This is a genomic window from Motiliproteus sp. (assembly GCF_965230735.1).
Taxonomy (GTDB): domain Bacteria; phylum Pseudomonadota; class Gammaproteobacteria; order Pseudomonadales; family Balneatricaceae; genus Motiliproteus.
This window is the reverse complement of record NZ_OZ246016.1, coordinates 1,863,344-1,880,039: the sequence shown is the minus strand read 5'-3', so window position 1 is coordinate 1,880,039 and position 16,696 is coordinate 1,863,344. Positions and strand designations below refer to the sequence as shown.

The following is a 16,696-nucleotide window of genomic DNA, read 5'->3' as shown; positions in this document are numbered from 1 at the left end:
TTTCGATCAATATCTGACGATATAACCCGCTTCCGGTCGATACTCGATCTGGGCGTCCAGAATATTGCTCCACAACGTACGCTGCTGTTCAAAAAAGTCCGTCCCCTGCAGCTCCTTGAAAGCATTCAGCCACGTCTGGATCAGCGCTGGATTGGTGCCGGGCGAGAAAGCCATATAACTGCCGGACTCCCTGATCAACTTCACCATTTTGATATCGGCCATGCGATACCCCAGGGCTCTGGCGGTCATCGGCGCTTCCAGATCAGAGCTTAGCCAGTAATCGATTCTTCCGTTCATCAGCATCCGAAATCCCTGAGCGTGGTTGTTCATATCCAGCACGCTGAAGCCCTCTCCCCCCAGGTACTTGGCACGCCAGTCACCACGCATAACCGCAACGGGCTCCTGCGAGTCCTTTATCGCGTCAAAATCGGTCACGGCCTGGTCGATACGGCTGAAAACCCCGTGTTTGCGGGTAGAAACCGGACCGATAAAGGTAAACCCCGCCTGTTCACGCTCGGCGGTTCTACCGACGGTAAAGACCAGTACATCGGGCGTATTCAATGCGATCTGATAAGCACGGCTCCAGGGATAGACCTCAACCTGGGCCGACCAGCCCAGACGATCACGTATCGCTCGTACCATTTCGGTGGTTGTGCCGGTAAAGTTTCCCGCATAGGTAAAGTTGGTCGGAGGCTCTTCGGTGCTTAGCAAGCGAATCTCCGCTTGAGCCGCGACGGAAGCCAGCAACAGGGATACACCGATCAGGCTTCTGATCAGCAGCCCTAGTCGTCGTGAAATTGCATGGAGATTCAGCATGGTGACAAACCGTCGTGCATTAACCGGTGTCGGCAGAAAGGGAGCCTGTTGGAATGCAGGTATACCCTCTTCTCATCATAGTGAGTTGCGCTTGGCTCAGCCAGCTAAATTCCACCAGAATCCGGACCACGGCTATCCCGGGTTTAAGAACGACGACGGCCGGATCAAACCGCCGTGATGCTCCAGCATCCGCATGGGAAATTCTCCGCCTCCTCTGCCACTCACCGTGCCCATTGGGCTGGTCCCAGCTCCCCTTGATATCTGGATCTTAACGTTGCAGCGGTTGCCCGATAAATTGCACTCAGCCTGCTAACAGGCTCAATGAAGAACCCAGCAACAATAATGAAAACCCGTCCTTCAGCGTTGGACGGCAAGGGGCTTTACCATGGCATCATTTGACACCCTCATCGAACAAATCGTTGGCGAGAAAGATTCCGCTGTAGTACTTGAGGCATTAAAGCGCTATGAGGTTCAGTCCGATTGCGCCCTGACTCAACGATCGGCTGTCGCCGCCGCCGAAAAGGCCCATGCCCATCTGGAATCCGAGTCCGAGAAATGGTCTGCGCTCAACCTGCCGCTGACCGTACGCTACCAACTGCTGTCCGAGCACCTGCTGGGTACTCAGGGGGCCTAAGCGCGAAGGTCGCCTGCCGGCCTTCCATCCGTTAATAAATTCGTTACAATCTATTGCGTCTTGTCGGGGTTCCCACTTGCTGGGATGAGAGGTTAACACCAACCCGTGAACCTGATCCGGTTAATACCGGCGTAGGAAACAAGCATCGGGCTAGCCGTACGTCCCCGCCCTGTCTGTTTATCGGTTCCTCTCCGCTTCCCTGCAAGACATCACTTTTTGACCGCCTGTTGCGGTTGATGGCCGACAGAAGCCGGAGATGTCGATAATGAATAAACAAGAAAACGCCAACCTCAAAGATACCGCCAAGGTCGATGAAGCCTCGGTCCAGCCGTTCCCGGGTAGCCGTAAGGTCTACATCGAAGGCTCCCGCCCGGATATCCGGGTACCGATGCGTGAAATCACCCTGTCTGATACGCCGTTGAGTTTCAGCCAGGATGGCAAGGCTGAGAAGAACGAGCCACTGCGGGTTTACGACACCTCCGGTCCCTACACCGATCCCGACGTCAGCATCGATGTACGCCGTGGCTTGGCCTCGGTCCGCAACGAGTGGATTCTCGAGCGTGACGACACCGAGCAGCTGGATGGCCTGAGCTCTGAGTATGGCCGTCAGCGTGAAGCGCTGGCCGAGCTCGACTCGCTGCGTTTTGACCTGCAGCGCAAGCCCCGTCGCGCCAAAGAAGGCAAGAACGTCACCCAGCTGCACTACGCCAAGCGCGGTATCATCACCCCGGAGATGGAATACATCGCCATCCGCGAGAACATGAAGCTGGTCGAAGCCAAGCACAACCCGCAGCTGAACGAGCAACACCCGGGCCACAGCTTCGGCGCCAACATCCCGGACGAGATCACCCCGGAGTTCGTCCGTGCGGAAGTCGCCGCCGGCCGCGCCATCATCCCTTGTAACATCAACCACCCGGAGCTGGAGCCGATGATCATCGGCCGTAACTTCCTGGTGAAGATCAACGGCAACATCGGTAACTCGGCGCTGGGCTCCTCGATCGAGGAAGAAGTGGCCAAGATGACCTGGGGTACCCGCTGGGGCTCCGATACCATCATGGACCTGTCCACCGGTAAGAACATCCATGAGACCCGCGAGTGGATCATCCGTAACTCCCATGTGCCGATCGGTACCGTGCCGATCTACCAGGCGCTGGAGAAAGTTAACGGCGTCGCCGAGGACCTGACCTGGGAAGTGTTCCGCGACACCCTGATCGAACAGGCCGAGCAAGGGGTCGACTACTTCACCATCCACGCCGGCGTACTGCTGCGCTACGTGCCGATGACCGCCAAGCGGATGACCGGCATTGTTTCCCGTGGCGGTTCCATCATGGCCAAGTGGTGCCTGGCGCACCACCAGGAGAACTTCCTCTACACCCACTTCGAAGAGATCTGTCAGATCTGTGCCGAATACGATGTGGCCTTCTCCCTGGGTGACGGTCTGCGTCCGGGCTCGGTCTACGATGCCAACGACGAAGCCCAGTTCGCCGAACTGGAAACCCTGGGTGAGCTGACCAAGGTGGCCTGGAAGTACGACGTCCAGGTGATGATCGAAGGTCCGGGTCACGTGCCGATGCACATGATCAAAGAGAACATGGACAAGCAGCTCGAAGAGTGTCACGAAGCGCCGTTCTACACCCTCGGTCCGTTGACCACCGACATCGCACCGGGCTATGACCACATCACCTCCGGTATCGGTGCGGCGATGATCGGCTGGTACGGCTGCGCGATGCTCTGCTACGTGACTCCGAAAGAGCACCTGGGCCTGCCGAACAAGGACGACGTTAAGACCGGCATCATCACCTACAAGCTGGCGGCCCACGCCGCTGACCTGGCCAAGGGTCACCCCGGTGCCCAGATCCGCGACAACGCGATGTCCAAGGCCCGCTTCGAGTTCCGCTGGGAAGACCAGTTCAACATCGGCCTGGATCCGGATACCGCCCGTGAGTACCACGACGAGACTCTGCCGAAGGAGTCCGCCAAGGTGGCCCACTTCTGCTCCATGTGTGGTCCGAAATTCTGCTCGATGAAGATCAGCCAGGAGGTCCGCGAACTGGATGATAACCAGATCGCCGCGATCAACGTCGAGGCCGACAAAGGCATGGCCGAGAAGGCCCAGGAGTTCAAAGAGCAAGGCAGCCAACTGTACTCCAAGCTGTAATCCACTAACCCGCGTGACCCGGTCGGCACGTGCCGACCGGCACGCAACGGTTACCACAACCTCGCACCGACACATAGTGAGCCGACGTCATGCAGTTATCGGCACAGGTCAATACCTTTGGCCGCCACATGCAGCAAAAATACGGGTACCGGGTTCATAAGCTGGCGCTCAACGCCAGCTTTACCTGCCCCAACCGCGACGGCACCAAGGGGCTGGGCGGCTGTACCTTCTGTAACAACAGCTCCTTCGCCCCCAACGCCAAACAACCGCCGACGGTCGCCTCGCAGATCGAAGCGGGACGCCAGGTGATCCGCAAGCGGACCGGCGCCAACCACTACCTGGCCTACTTCCAGGCCTACACCAACACCTACGCCGATATTAACTACCTCAAAGAGCTCTATGACGATGCGCTTTGCGAGCCGGATGTAATCGGCCTGTCGGTCGGCACCCGTCCCGACTGCGTACCGGACCCGGTATTGGATCTGCTGGCCTCCTACCAGGAGCAGGGCCACGAAGTCTGGCTGGAGCTGGGGCTGCAATCGGCCAACGATCACAGCCTGGAGCGGGTCAACCGCGGCCACGGCTGGGACGAATATCAGGATGCGATCGAGCGGGCGCGACTGCGCGAGCTGCAGGTCTGCACCCACCTGATCGTCGGTCTGCCCGGCGAAACGGCGATGGACAGCGTTGCCAGTTTCGATCGGGTCGTGGAGCTGGGCCAGGCCAGTACCGCCACCCAGGGGATGAAGCTGCACCCGTTGCATGTGGTCAAAGGCACCCAACTGGCTCGCCAGTGGAACCGGGGCGAGTTCACCACCCTCGGATTCGACGACTATATCGAAGCCTGCGTCGAAATCATTCGCCGCAGTCCACCGGAACTGGTCTACCACCGTTTGACCGGCACCGCCGAACCCGACATCCTGCTGGCGCCAGGCTGGTGTGCCAAGAAGTGGCTGGTGCTCAATGCCATCAGCGCCGCCCTGGATGGCCAACCCTATCCAGGCTTTGAAGACGAGCGAATGATCTGCTGCGCCTGAGCGGCAGATCTTCCCCCTGCTCATCTCTATTCCTCCATTTCTCTCCCTCGCTTCGAAGTCCGATCGATAATACTGGGTACAACCGCGTTACAGCGGCTATGCTGAATCTGGGTATGGGTACGACGATCTGGAGACTCCATGATCAGGGAAATGACCGCCGCGGATTTTGAGCAGTTCTGGCCAACCTTCTCGGCCATCATCACCGCACAGGAAAGCTACAGTTTCGATCCGGACATGAGCTATGAGCAGGCTTACCAGCTCTGGTGCCTAGATCCGCTCAGGACACTGGCCTTCGTAGAGGACGGAAAAGTTCTCGGCTCCTACTACATCAAGCCCAACGCCGCCGGTCCCGGCGATCATATCTGCAATTGCGGCTATATGGTCAGTCCCCACGCCCGGGGTTGCGGTATCGCCACGGCACTTTGTGAACATTCACAGCAGATGGCGAGGGAACTGGGGTTCAAGGCGATGCAGTTCAACGCGGTGGTCTCTACCAACGAAGACGCCATCCGTTTATGGCAGAAGCTGGGATTCCAGATCATCGGCACCATCCCCAGCGGTTATCGCCACCGCCAGCTCGGTTATGTGGATAGCTATATCATGCACAAATCCATTCCTGGATAACGTGCGCCGACCTCGGCGGGCCGACCGGTTGAGTGTCGTCGTTTAGGGTTGCCGCTCAACGCTTTAACCGCACTATCAAGCCGACAAGGGGACCTTATGGATAAGCTTGAGATCCTATGGACACCGCAAGGCACCAACCTTCCATCGCTCGGCGCCCGAGCGCTGACCGACATCTCCGACGGCGACACCCCCAATATCCGAATGCCGATCCGGATGCTGTCGATCGACACGCCCGAGACCACCGCCCGATCCGCCGCTGGTGCGGCCAAGATCGATGCCCAATTCCAGCAACTGGCGGGCTGGATTCAAGCGGGCCAGGCCCCGGTCAGCGACAGCTTCGCCCAATACATTCTGCCCAAGCTGGCGGATATCGATGCCGGCACCCTGCAGTTCCAACAGGGCAAACAAGCCGGTGAGCACTATCAGCAACTTATCGACCAGCGACTGACCAAACCCTCGGGCTCAAAACGCAAACTGTTTGTGCGCAGCCCCGAGCCACCATTCGATGGCTACGGCCGCCTGCTGGCCTATGTCTCGCCGTCCTACAGCACCCGTGAGATCGCCACCCTGTCACGGGTCCAGCGAGCCACCTTCAACCTCAATATGGTCGAGAGCGGCTGGGCGGCCCCCTTTATCCTGTTTCCCAATATCCCCGGCGAACGGGATCTACCGCTGTTTGTGGAGCAGGCCCTGGCGGCCAAAAACGCCGCGCGAGGACAATATCAGGAGCCGCTGTCGTTGCCAGGCTACGAATACCGGATGTGCGAAAAGCTCTACTCGATCACCCAGAAGCTGGTCAACGGCGAGCGCCTGAATGAGACCCGACGGAACAGTTGGCGGTCGCGCTACTGCGCCGATATGCGTGACCGGCGACTCTACGGCCCGACCGTTTATATGCAGATCCCCGAACCCTACCGGCTCTGGATCTGGCCGGACGATCTGCAGCGATCGATCAGCCGGTTGAATCTGATCCCGGTGAGCGGCTGAAAACCTTCGATCACCAATGCCGCAAATGGTTGATAAAAGCGGTGCTATATTAATAGCAGCCATGTAAACGACCATTTGAAACTTAAGAGTTACAAGCGCTTAGATAGCGGCTATCCATCCAGCCGGGCAGTTATTCAGGCTACTTGTGGGGATAACCAGATGGATATCAATATCGTCGACATCCTGAATACCGGGGTCACCGGTTTCGCCTTCCTGATGCTGTTCCTGGGCTACAAACTCACCTCCGATGTGCAATCGAAGATCTTCGACAAGCGGGCCGACGAATTTCCCAGTGTCGAGATGTACAAAGAGTGGAAAAGCCTGGTCACCTCGCAACTCAACAACACCCGCTATTTTCTGGTGTTCTCGCTGATCTTCTTCGCCGGCGGCCTGTTCCTGCTGCTTTATCAGGCCGAGAGCAAGATCATTCTGGCGATTACGCCGCTGGATCACGCTTACGCGCCGCTGGTGCACCATCAGTCTGAGACGCTGAAGCTGAGCGACACCGGACGCGCCACCCTGTCGGTCAAAGACGAGCACAACATCTCGATCTCCTACGAGAAACTGCTCAACCGGATTCAGGAGCTGACCTTCACGCTTGAGGATCAGAAGCTGGTGACCAAAGACTTGGTACTGATCAACGCCAATAACTCCGCCGATTCAGGTTTTTAACGGGAATACGTGGCATGAAACCGATCATCGTGTTGTTACTTAGCCTGATTATCCCCGCCCAAGCGCAGGCCGATTTCACCGAATCGCTCGGACGCGCCGGACAGGCCTTTCACTCCGCCAATTACAGCGAAGCCCTGATCCTGTTGCGCCAAGCCGAGCCGCTAGCCGAAACCACCCATGATCAGGCCACCGTCGGCAATGCGATCGGTTGGACCTATTACAACCTCGGGGATATCCAACGGGCCCGGGAATACCTGCAACGCGCATTCGAGCAGGCCCAAACCACCGGTGACGACAAGCTGGTCAAAAAGATCTCCAACAATCTGGGGCTGCTGGAGTATGCCGAGGGCAATCCGCAGGTCGCCAAATCCTACTTCTCCAACCAGTGGGCGGTCAGCTCCGACACCGCCAATACCTACCTGGCCAACATCCAACGCCAGGAACGACTCAGCCAAGCCAAGCAACATATCAATTCCGGCATCAGCTACCGGCGTCAGGGCGACTTTGAAAACGCGATCAAGGAGTACGACAAAGCCTTGGAGATCGTCCCCGACAGTGCCCGGGTGCAGGAATTCAAAGGCTATGCCCAGTACCGCATCGGCGACCATGCCGGTTCCATCGAAACCCTGGAGAACGCCCTTCGGATCGAGCCCGATCGCCTCAATGTGGTGATCAACCTGTTCAAATCCTACTGCGTTTCCAACGACACCGAGGCGATCGACGCACTCAAGTTACGCAGCCGGGAGCTGCTCAGCCAAAACCGCAACGTGCTACGCCGGGACGGTGAACTGAATCGGGTCTGCAAGAACTTCGATATTCACAGTGAAGAGACATGAACGATCATTGGGAGCTGATCAAGACCATCACCGAGGCGGAGCATCACTTCAACAACCTGTGCTTCAAGATACGGACCCTGGCGTCCACCTGGCTGCTGGCGACCTTTGCCGGGGTCGGCTTTCTGATCACCAAGACGATCGACCAGAGCCTGAACATTGCGAACCTGACCGTGCTGCTTTGCTGGGCCGGCTCGGTCGGTATCTTCACGCTGTGGATTCTTGATATCCAGATCTATCAGAAGATGCTCAATGCCTGGTTCGAACAGCGCCGGGCGATCGAACACCAGCACCCCGAATTCCCCCAGATACACCAGGCGATCACCAAGACTCAACCGGGCGGTCGAGCCACCAGCCTGATCAAGCTCTACTACATCGCTCTCTGTTCGGTGCCCTTGTTACTGGCGTTTTATCTCTGCCTCTATAAAGATCTCGCGCCGCTTTTCAGCCTTGGTTCGATCGGCCTGTTGGCGATAGTCTCAGTCGTCATCTACCGACTCAGTCCCAGCCGCCAGCAAGGCTCCACAGACTGAGAACAGCAACGGCATCGTTATTGATGCTGGAGCTGATAGAGCGCGCGTATCTCGTCGGCCCAGATCGACGAATCGATGGTCTCCAGTACCATCGGAATCCCGTCAAACCTCGGATCGCGCATGATGAACTCGAAGCAGTCCCAACCGATATAGCCCTGGCCCAGGCTGTGATGGCGATCGACCCGAGTGGCAAAATCGACCTTGGCATCGTTCAGGTGCATTCCGCGTAGATACTCAAAGCCGACGATACGCTCAAAATCCGCAAAGGTTTTTCGGCACGCGTCCAGGCCACGCAAATCATAGCCGGCGACAAAGGTGTGGCAGGTATCCAGACAGACGCCGACCCGGCTCTGGTCTTCCACGCCATCGATAATCCGCGCCAACTGCTCGAACCGGTGGCCCAGGTTACTGCCCTGCCCGGCGGTATTCTCGATCACCGCCGTCACCCCCTCAACCCGATCCAGGGCGATATTGATCGACTCGGCGACCCGATCCAGACAGGCATCCTCATCGATCCGGTTCAGGTGGCTACCGGGATGGAAGTTCAACAAGGTCAGTCCCAACTGCGCGCAGCGCTGCAGCTCATCGATAAAAGCCGCTCGGGATTTCTCCAGCCCTTCCCGATCCGGATGCCCGAGATTGATCAGGTAGGAGTCGTGGGGCAAAATCTGATCCGGACCGAAACCAGCCGCGTCGCAGTTGGCCTTAAACTGCTCGATCGCCGCCTCGGTCAACGGCTTGGCCTCCCAGCGACGCTGATTTTTGGTAAACAGCGCAAAAGCACGGGCACCGAGTTCAGCGGCATTGAGGGGGGCATTCTGAACGCCGCCGGCGGCGCTGACATGGGCGCCGACAAACTTGGTCGGACGAGAGCTAGAATCTGATTTCACCGAGTGACAACCTGCGGGATTAAGGGACGGAGCCGCGATTATAGCGGCCGATGAAGATTGCGCCAGCTCGGTCGGATCGGACAAGCAAGTTGCCAGCGGCAGCGTCTGTTCCGGGACTGGTACTGATCCAACGCAACAAATGCTCAGTTTCGGTCCCCCGCCCCGCCAGCTGACCGAAATCTGTGATATACCATGGTTTTCCACTCATCCAGCGAGGCCGCATATGGAAATCGGTACTATCGTCTTCTTAGTCATCGTCGCCGCGATCGTGGTTTATATCGTCTCGATCTACAACCGACTGGTGGCTCTTCGTCAGCGTCATCTAAACGCGTTCAGTCAGATCGAGGTTCAACTCAAGCGCCGTTATGATCTGATTCCCAACCTGGTCGAAACCGCCAAAGGCTACATGGCCCACGAGCGCGAAACCCTCGAAGCCGTCATCCAAGCTCGCAACGAAGCCTCGGCGCTGCTCAAAGGCGCCGCCGCAGATCCCGGCAGTGCCGGAGCCATCGGTAGACTGGCCGGCGCCGAAGGGGCGCTGAGTTCAGCCCTGGGTAAGCTCAACTTCGTGATGGAAGACTATCCAGACCTGAAAGCCAACGAGAATATGATGCAGCTGTCCGAGGAGCTGACCAGCACCGAAAACCGGGTCGCCTTCGCACGTCAGGCGTTTAACGATGCGGTCACCGGCTACAACACCTACCGACGCAGCTTCCCACCGGTCTTTTTTGCCCCGACCTTTGGTCACGCGCAGGACGCCACCCTGTTGGAGTTTGAAGACAGCGCCCAGATCCAGGCCGCCCCGAAAGTCTCGTTCTAGCCAGAGCTGAAGCATGGTCGATTTTTTCGCCCAACAGGATCAGGCCCGCCGCAATACGGGCCTGCTGATCCTGCTCTTTCTACTCGCGGTCACTGCACTGATCCTGGTCACCAACCTGGCGGTGATGCTCTGCCTCTGGGGCCTGGTGGGAACCGTCGATGGCGACGTCGCCACGCTGTTCTACCAGGGTGTCGGTCCGCTGCTGGAGCAGTTCAACTGGGAACGCTTCGGTCTGATCAGCCTGCTGGTTTGTGCGGTCGTCGGCAGTGCTTGCCTCTACAAGCAGTTGCAACTCTCTGAAGGCGGTAAGGCCGTTGCCGAGTCACTGCACGGCCAGCGTATCCACCCCAATACCGATGATCCGCAACAGAAGATGGCGCTGAACGTGGTCGAGGAGATGGCGCTGGCATCCGGTATGCCGGTACCGCCGGTCTACCTGCTGAGCCATGAGCTGGGGATCAACGCCTTTGCCGCCGGCAACCAACCCTCCGATGCGGTGATCGGCCTGACTCAGGGCGCCATCGAGAGCCTCGACCGGGACCAACTGCAGGGGGTTATCGCGCACGAGTTCAGCCATATCCTCAATGGTGATATGCGCCTCAACATCCGCCTGATCTCCTTGCTGCACGGTATCGTCTTTATCGGCGCCATCGGTGAGATCCTGCTGCGCTACGGCCCCCGGAGCCGCTCCAGCTCAAACAACAAGAGCGGACCGCAGCTGATGCTGCTGGGGCTGGGGCTGTTGCTAGTGGGATGGATGGGGAATTTTTTCGGCCGTTTGATCAAAGCCTCGGTCAACCGTCAGCGCGAATACCTGGCCGATGCCTCGGCGGTTCAGTTCACCCGCAACCCGCAAGGAATCGCCGAGGCACTGAAGGTGATCGGCGGGCATAGCGGCCGTGCCGAGATACACAGTTCCCAGGCGGATCAGGTCAGCCACCTGTTCTTCGGGCGTTCCCTGAGCCACCTGACAGGTTTGTACGCCACCCATCCACCGTTGCTGGACCGAATCTTTCGGCTTGAGCCCGATTGGGACGGCAGCTACATCTACCCCAAACCGAGCCAGGTTGAAGCCCGTAAACAGCGCCAGCAAGCCCGTGAACAGCAACAGGCGCAGAAACGTCGCCAGGCGCTGGCTGCCGGTGTGGTACTGGCCGGAGGCCCGGTTCTGGATCTGGACCAGCCATCGGTGCTGGAACAGACCCGACAGGAGATCGCCTCGCTGCCGGTCGAGTTGAAGCAGCAGGCCCACGAGCCGCTCGGCGCCATGGCCATCATCTTCGGGCTGTTGATTCACCAGCAACCGGAACAACGCAACCAACAGCTGCAGTTACTGCAACAGGTCTCGGTACCCGGATTATCGCAGCAGTGCCAGCAGCTGCTCGAGCCCATTGCCCAATTACACCGCAGCCATTACCTGAGCCTGACTGAACTGTGCATGCCGGCGCTTAAAACCCTGTCCGAGCAGCAATACCAGCAATTCAAACAAACCCTGATGAAGGTGATCCGGGCTGACCAGCATACCTCGTTGCTGGAGTGGTGCCTTTATCAGCTGGTGCAGCACTACCTGGCCGCCGAATTCGGCCCGGTCAAACGCCGCGAGCCCCGTTACGACGATCCCCAGCAACTGGCCGGCGACTACCAGCTGATCCTGTCGACCCTGGCCCATCAGGGTGAACAGGATGAGGAGCACACCGAGCGGGCCTTTAACCGAGGCGCCGGAGCCGCAGGCCTCTACAACCTGACCCTGCTCCCCCCCGAACAGTGTGATCCGACCCGGTTTATCCGCGCCGTCAACCAGCTCAGTTTGGCCAAACCGCTGCTCAAACCCCGTCTCCTCCGCGGACTGGAGCTCTGCATCAAGCAGGATCAGGTCATCACGCCGGTCGAGCGTGAGCTGATCAGCGCGATCTTTGCCCTGATGGATAGCCCGCTGTCGCGCTTGCAGCTTGATGCTCAAGCCAGCTGAATTTCTCTATTTGTCCTAGAACGGCTATGGTTTAGTTAGAAACTTAGTGGTTAAACTTAGCCTGGACCCTGTTTGCGGAGTTCTTCGTGTCGGACGAACTTATACTGAATGCGCTGGGCCAAAATGTCAGCGCCACCATTGATGCCGGTAGCGTCGATGCGCTGATCGACAGCATCGCGATCCCCGCCTTTGTGATCGATTGCGGCCACATGATTACCCATTGGAACAAGGCGCTGGCAAAGACCGCCTGCCTCCCCAGTGAAATCATGATCGGCACCAACCATCAGTGGCGCCCGTTCTATGGCGAACCCCGCCCGACCATGGCCGATCTGATCATCGATAACACCATCGAAGGTGCCGTCGAGCGTTTCTATGGCGGCAAATACAAGCCCTCTGACGTCCTTGACGGCGCCTACGTGGCCGAAGATTTCTTTCCCGATATCGGGATCGAAGGTGAGTGGCTTTCCTTTACCGCCGCCCCGATTCACAACGCCGACGGCAAGCTGGTTGGCGCCATCGAAACCCTGGTATTGATCTCGGATCGAAAGAAAGCGGAGCTGGAGCTAATCGAACGGGAAAAACGCTATCGCGAATTGAGTACCATCGACAACCTGACCCAGCTCTACAACTCCCGTCAGTTCTATCTGGAGCTGGGAAAAGAGGTGGAGCGTTTTCGTCGCTACCAGCAGAGCTTCAGCCTGTGCATGCTCGACCTGGATCACTTCAAGCAACTCAACGACAACCACGGCCATCTATTCGGTGACAAGGTGCTGGAAGGCGTCGGCAAACTGATCAGAAGTCATCTTCGTTCGGTGGACAGTGCCTACCGCTATGGCGGCGAAGAGTTTGTGATCCTGATGCCTCAGGTCGATGAGGAGAAAGCCCAAATCGGTATCCAGCGGATCTGTAACGAGCTTAATGCCCTGAGCTTTGAAACCGATGCGGGTGAGACGATTCAGATCACCGCCAGCGCCGGCCTGGCCTGTGTGGACGAAAACGACACTGACAAGAGCCTGTTATCCAAGGCCGATGAAGCGATGTACGAAGCCAAGGCGAAGGGTCGCAACCGGATCCAGATCTGGAACGGCAACAGATCCGACGCGATGGAGAGTCAGGATCACTGAACCCGAGATCCTAACCTCAAACGGGCTGCAGCACCGACATAGGCTGCTCCAACCAGTCCAAGGCTTCCTGCGCCGTACGAAAGACCTGATACTGCTCCTCCGAGCGACCGGTATAGGCGATGTGCATCCGCGCCATACCGTAGGTCAGATCCAGGGGAGCAATAACGGCAATCCGGGAGGCCTGCGGCCACTTGGCATTCCAGTAACGGCGAAGGCTGGTATAGCGTTCCACCGATTCGGGCTCTTCGACAACCGCCTCAGTCACATCGATCAGCATATCGCTGTGAATATCTATCTCGGGATTGTCGATCAGCTGGCTAAAAAAACCGATAACCTCTTTATCGCTGTTCTTACCCAAGTACTTCACCACGATCAGGCGGTTTGAGGGTAATGCGTAATAGGTTATTGCCATCAAATCAATCCTTCATAACCGTCTGGACAAAAGGGGTTAGTCGATAGGTGCCATCGGCCCCATCGAGGATCCGAGCTATCGAACAGCAACGAGGCTTCAATATGAAAGTTCAGGCGTTATCGCTGCCTGAAGGCTCTTTCATTCTCCAATGCCGCATCGGTCACCTCAACATAGAGTGCGACAACCTTAGACAGTAACGCCTCGAATCGTGGGTTACCGAGAGCCTTGGCCTGGTTCCTGCGCAGGTCCCGGATGACCCGCTCCATATAGAGAATTTCCATCTCACCCAAGCGCTCACCCTGATGTACCCGGCGCTGCATCGCTTGAATTCGCGGTAAGCGCTCATGATTAAAGCGTTGAATCAGGGCCGAGATTGTCGCCTGCTGCCTGGCTGACACTGTTTTGGAAATGTCCATTTCGCATAACCTCCGTTACCGACACTAACCGTTGAATCTCGGTAACTCACGGGATAACGATGTTATAGCGGCTTGGAGACCAACCATGAACGCTATCACGGGCTTCGATATAGACCTGTTTCGTCCCTTGCGGCAACTCGACACCGGATAGACTTCGGGTGAACGGTTGTTCGTTGACATGGGGATGATGCAGCACCCTGACGCCCAAAACCTCACCCTGGGGGCTTAAGATTCGCCACTGATCTGCATAGTGGTCCCAGCCGCTATCGTTGTGTTTTAAAGTAACACTAAAGCGCCATTTCGAGCCATGCTTTTGTGCCGTTGCATCGACGATCGAAACCTCTCCAGCCGACACCGGAAACGACATCAACACAGCCAAACTGAATACTGAAAACGTTTTAATCAACGCTCCTCTCCTCGCTTATAGTAAGCGCTTGTTTGTTGGTTACCCCCAAGAGTCCTTCGAGGATAAATTGTTACTTCGGTAGTGACCGGAAAGCCGGGGTTTTCACTGACAGGATCAACAAACCGATCCGTCGGATGACCAGGTTATCCGGCATTAGCTGAGCATGATTTCTCCTCTCCGAGCTAACCATCTCCGTATCAACCAATTCATAACAATTATTTTCTTACTTAATTTCAACAAGTTAAATTTATTTTTTAACTTTTGTCATTTTTTTCATGCATTTTTGAATCCGCATGAAAAATCCCCGCGTATAGGTTCCTGAGACGTTGTTGAGGACGTTATTTAAAACCAAAGAGCAGATCTATACAGGCGTGTAGCATTTTGTTCGCACAATTCTCTAGGGAGAAAATTCATGAGCACAATTAAAAAAACCAGCACTCTTGCATCAGCAGCACTGGCCTTTGCATTCAGCGCATCCGCTTTGGCTGCCGACTCCCCTGCAGGTAGCTCAGGCACCTCCATCGGTGCCGGCGACAAGGTGCACTGCTACGGTGTCCATTCCTGTAAAGGCAACTCCGACTGCAAAACCGCTGAGCATCAGTGTAAAGGCCAGAATGCCTGTGCCGGACACGGCTTTAAAGGCATCTCCGCCAAAGAGTGTTTGGATCAAGGCGGTGTGATCTCCGACATTAAGTCTTAATCAATCTGAATATCGCTTAATCAGGAGAAAGAAGATGACCTTTAGCTTTGGACTTGGACTGCGAACCCAGCACTATCATGACTTTATTGATACGCCGCAACCGGTGGACTGGCTGGAGGTCATCTCTGAGAACTACATGGTCGATGGCGGTAAGCCTTTGGCCATGCTCGATAAAATTCGTGCCAATTACCCGATGGTGATGCACGGCGTCTCAATGTCGATCGGATCACTGAACGGCGTTGATCAGGACTACCTGAAGAAGCTCAAAGCGCTTGAGCAACGTATCCAACCGATGTGGATGTCTGACCATTTGTGTTGGACCGGCGTCCACGGACGCAACCTACACGACCTGCTACCACTGCCTTTTTCCAGCGAAGCACTGCAAGTCGTCAAACGCAATGTGGAACAGGTCCAAGACTATCTACAGCGCCCGCTGGTACTGGAGAATGTCTCCAGCTACGTCGAGTTCAAAGACTCGGAAATGACCGAGTGGGAATTTCTGACCGAGGTATGCCAGGCAACCGGCTGCAAACTGCTACTCGACATCAACAATATCTACGTCAGTGCCTTCAACCACGGTTTTTCGGCCACTGATTTTATCGAAGGTGTTCCCGTCGACAGCGTTGCTCAGTTCCATTTGGCGGGACACCAAAATAACGGCGACCACATCATCGATACCCACGACCACCCGGTTTGTGATGATGTCTGGACACTGTACCGCAAAGCCCTGCTTCGGTTTGGCTACATTCCCACCATGATCGAGCGGGATGACAACATTCCAGCCTTGAATGAACTGCTGCTGGAACTGGATCAGGCACGAGCTATTGCTGATGAGGTTCTCAATACCAAGGTGGCCGTATGAATCTCACCGAATTACAAACCGATTTCCAGAGCATCCTGCTCGATGCCGAATGCCGAAATGCCGACTGGGTTGCCGAGCCGCAACAGAACCTGTCTTCCCAGCAGCGCTTAACCATCTATCACAACGCCTATCGCATTCGGTTGATCGATACCCTTTACGATACCTTTGAACATACCGCCAACTATTTGGGCGGCGAATGGTTTGACAAGCTGGCTGCCTCCTATGTGCAGAACTTCCCTTCCAGCCACGCCAACCTGGGCCAATACGGCAAAGACTTTTCGGAACATCTGGCCCAGCAACTGCCGAACGATCTGGAAGTCGCCGAGCTTGCCCATATGGATTGGACGCTACGGCGGGCGTTCGACGGCGCCGATGCCACGGCTCTGACCCAACAGGATCTGCAGCAGCTCGTCGCCACCGGCGCTGAATTTAGTCATTTCCAGCCGGTGCCGACACTGAGCCTGAGCACACAGCAGTTCAATACGCTGGATATCTGGCACGCGATCAACCAAGAGAAAGCGCCCCCCGTTGCAGAGCAACTGACTCAGCCGATCACGATTCTGATGTGGCGCAAGGGTCACTCGCCCCATTTCCGCAGCCTGTCGGCCATCGAAACGACAGCCATCAACTACCTGTGCCAAGGTCTGGGGTTGGAAGCGATCGGCGAGGCCCTGAGTCAAGACTATCCCAAGGCAGATATCGTGACCGAGTTCGGGAACATGATTGCTCGCTGGTTGGATGACGAACTGCTGACCCGATAGATTCTCAGCCCATTTCGCTGACCCAATAAAAAAGCCTCCCTG

Annotated in this window: 19 protein-coding genes and 1 riboswitch; of the genes, 14 read left to right on the top strand and 5 right to left on the bottom strand. The window is 56.8% G+C overall.

Features of this window, described 5'->3' with window-relative positions; translation table 11 throughout:
* Positions 1–6 precede the first annotated feature (6 nt).
* Entirely contained in the window at positions 7–816 is an 810-nt protein-coding gene (locus tag ACO05M_RS08770) for a substrate-binding periplasmic protein (protein WP_421870369.1), read from the bottom strand.
* 385 nt (positions 817–1,201) lie between these two features.
* On the opposite strand from ACO05M_RS08770, the gene ACO05M_RS08765 reads away from it, so the two are divergent.
* The 8 genes from ACO05M_RS08765 (at position 1,202) to ACO05M_RS08730 (ending at position 8,294) form a co-directional block, all read left to right on the top strand.
* Entirely contained in the window at positions 1,202–1,450 is a 249-nt protein-coding gene (locus tag ACO05M_RS08765; RefSeq protein ID WP_421870366.1) for a hypothetical protein, read from the top strand.
* A 54-nt stretch (positions 1,451–1,504) separates the two neighbouring features.
* Positions 1,505–1,605, top strand: a riboswitch (TPP riboswitch).
* A gap of 110 nt (positions 1,606–1,715) precedes the next feature.
* Positions 1,716–3,608: a phosphomethylpyrimidine synthase ThiC gene (thiC, locus tag ACO05M_RS08760; protein ID WP_421870364.1), complete on the top strand. Its 1,893-nt coding sequence runs from the start codon at positions 1,716–1,718 to the stop codon at positions 3,606–3,608.
* 89 nt (positions 3,609–3,697) lie between these two features.
* The gene (locus ACO05M_RS08755; protein ID WP_421870361.1) at positions 3,698–4,645 is read left to right on the top strand and encodes a TIGR01212 family radical SAM protein; all 948 of its coding nucleotides are present in this window, start codon (positions 3,698–3,700) and stop codon (positions 4,643–4,645) included.
* A 138-nt stretch (positions 4,646–4,783) separates the two neighbouring features.
* Complete coding sequence (locus tag ACO05M_RS08750) at positions 4,784–5,269, top strand: GNAT family N-acetyltransferase (protein WP_421870358.1); 486 nt, start codon at positions 4,784–4,786, stop codon at positions 5,267–5,269.
* A 96-nt stretch (positions 5,270–5,365) separates the two neighbouring features.
* Positions 5,366–6,256, top strand: a complete 891-nt coding sequence (locus tag ACO05M_RS08745) for a hypothetical protein (RefSeq protein WP_421870355.1) — start codon at positions 5,366–5,368, stop codon at positions 6,254–6,256.
* Between the two features lie 159 nt (positions 6,257–6,415).
* Positions 6,416–6,928: a hypothetical protein gene (locus ACO05M_RS08740; RefSeq protein WP_421870351.1), complete on the top strand. Its 513-nt coding sequence runs from the start codon at positions 6,416–6,418 to the stop codon at positions 6,926–6,928.
* 14 nt (positions 6,929–6,942) lie between these two features.
* A complete protein-coding gene (locus ACO05M_RS08735; RefSeq protein ID WP_421870348.1) occupies positions 6,943–7,764 on the top strand; it encodes a tetratricopeptide repeat protein in 822 nt (273 codons plus the stop codon).
* Positions 7,761–8,294: a hypothetical protein gene (locus ACO05M_RS08730; protein WP_421870345.1), complete on the top strand. Its 534-nt coding sequence runs from the start codon at positions 7,761–7,763 to the stop codon at positions 8,292–8,294. The genes ACO05M_RS08735 and ACO05M_RS08730 overlap by 4 nt, the downstream gene beginning before the upstream one ends.
* Positions 8,295–8,311: 17 nt before the next feature.
* Here the strand turns inward: ACO05M_RS08730 and nfo are convergent, their stop codons facing one another.
* Complete coding sequence (nfo, locus tag ACO05M_RS08725) at positions 8,312–9,184, bottom strand: deoxyribonuclease IV (RefSeq protein ID WP_421870342.1); 873 nt, start codon at positions 9,182–9,184, stop codon at positions 8,312–8,314.
* A gap of 223 nt (positions 9,185–9,407) precedes the next feature.
* Here nfo and ACO05M_RS08720 point away from each other — a divergent pair, with 223 nt between their 5' ends.
* The 3 genes from ACO05M_RS08720 (at position 9,408) to ACO05M_RS08710 (ending at position 13,097) form a co-directional block, all read left to right on the top strand.
* Positions 9,408–10,004, top strand: coding sequence for a LemA family protein (locus tag ACO05M_RS08720; protein ID WP_421870339.1), 597 nt, complete (start codon positions 9,408–9,410; stop codon positions 10,002–10,004).
* A gap of 13 nt (positions 10,005–10,017) precedes the next feature.
* Positions 10,018–11,973 carry a M48 family metallopeptidase gene (locus tag ACO05M_RS08715; RefSeq protein WP_421870336.1) on the top strand — a complete coding sequence of 652 codons (1,956 nt, stop codon included), beginning with the start codon at positions 10,018–10,020 and terminating at the stop codon, positions 11,971–11,973.
* Between the two features lie 86 nt (positions 11,974–12,059).
* A complete protein-coding gene (locus tag ACO05M_RS08710) occupies positions 12,060–13,097 on the top strand; it encodes a diguanylate cyclase (protein ID WP_421870333.1) in 1,038 nt (345 codons plus the stop codon).
* Between the two features lie 16 nt (positions 13,098–13,113).
* On the opposite strand, the gene ACO05M_RS08705 is transcribed toward ACO05M_RS08710, so the two are convergent.
* The 3 genes from ACO05M_RS08705 to ACO05M_RS08695 form a co-directional block, all read right to left on the bottom strand.
* Positions 13,114–13,509: a hypothetical protein gene (locus ACO05M_RS08705; RefSeq protein WP_421870329.1), complete on the bottom strand. Its 396-nt coding sequence runs from the start codon at positions 13,507–13,509 to the stop codon at positions 13,114–13,116.
* 116 nt (positions 13,510–13,625) lie between these two features.
* The gene (locus ACO05M_RS08700; protein ID WP_421870326.1) at positions 13,626–13,925 is read right to left on the bottom strand and encodes a hypothetical protein; all 300 of its coding nucleotides are present in this window, start codon (positions 13,923–13,925) and stop codon (positions 13,626–13,628) included.
* 46 nt (positions 13,926–13,971) lie between these two features.
* Positions 13,972–14,331, bottom strand: coding sequence for a hypothetical protein (locus tag ACO05M_RS08695; protein WP_421870324.1), 360 nt, complete (start codon positions 14,329–14,331; stop codon positions 13,972–13,974).
* Positions 14,332–14,743: 412 nt separating this feature from the next.
* Between ACO05M_RS08695 and ACO05M_RS08690 the strand changes: the two genes are divergently transcribed.
* From ACO05M_RS08690 to ACO05M_RS08680, 3 genes are read left to right on the top strand one after another with little or no spacing between them, the layout of a single operon-like run.
* Positions 14,744–15,031 (top strand): hypothetical protein, encoded by a 288-nt coding sequence (locus ACO05M_RS08690; protein ID WP_421870321.1) that lies wholly within the window; start codon positions 14,744–14,746, stop codon positions 15,029–15,031.
* A 34-nt stretch (positions 15,032–15,065) separates the two neighbouring features.
* Positions 15,066–15,893, top strand: coding sequence for a DUF692 domain-containing protein (locus ACO05M_RS08685; protein WP_421870318.1), 828 nt, complete (start codon positions 15,066–15,068; stop codon positions 15,891–15,893).
* Complete coding sequence (locus ACO05M_RS08680) at positions 15,890–16,654, top strand: DNA-binding domain-containing protein (protein ID WP_421870315.1); 765 nt, start codon at positions 15,890–15,892, stop codon at positions 16,652–16,654. Before ACO05M_RS08685 ends, ACO05M_RS08680 begins: the two co-directional genes overlap by 4 nt.
* The last annotated feature ends 42 nt before the right edge of the window (positions 16,655–16,696 follow it).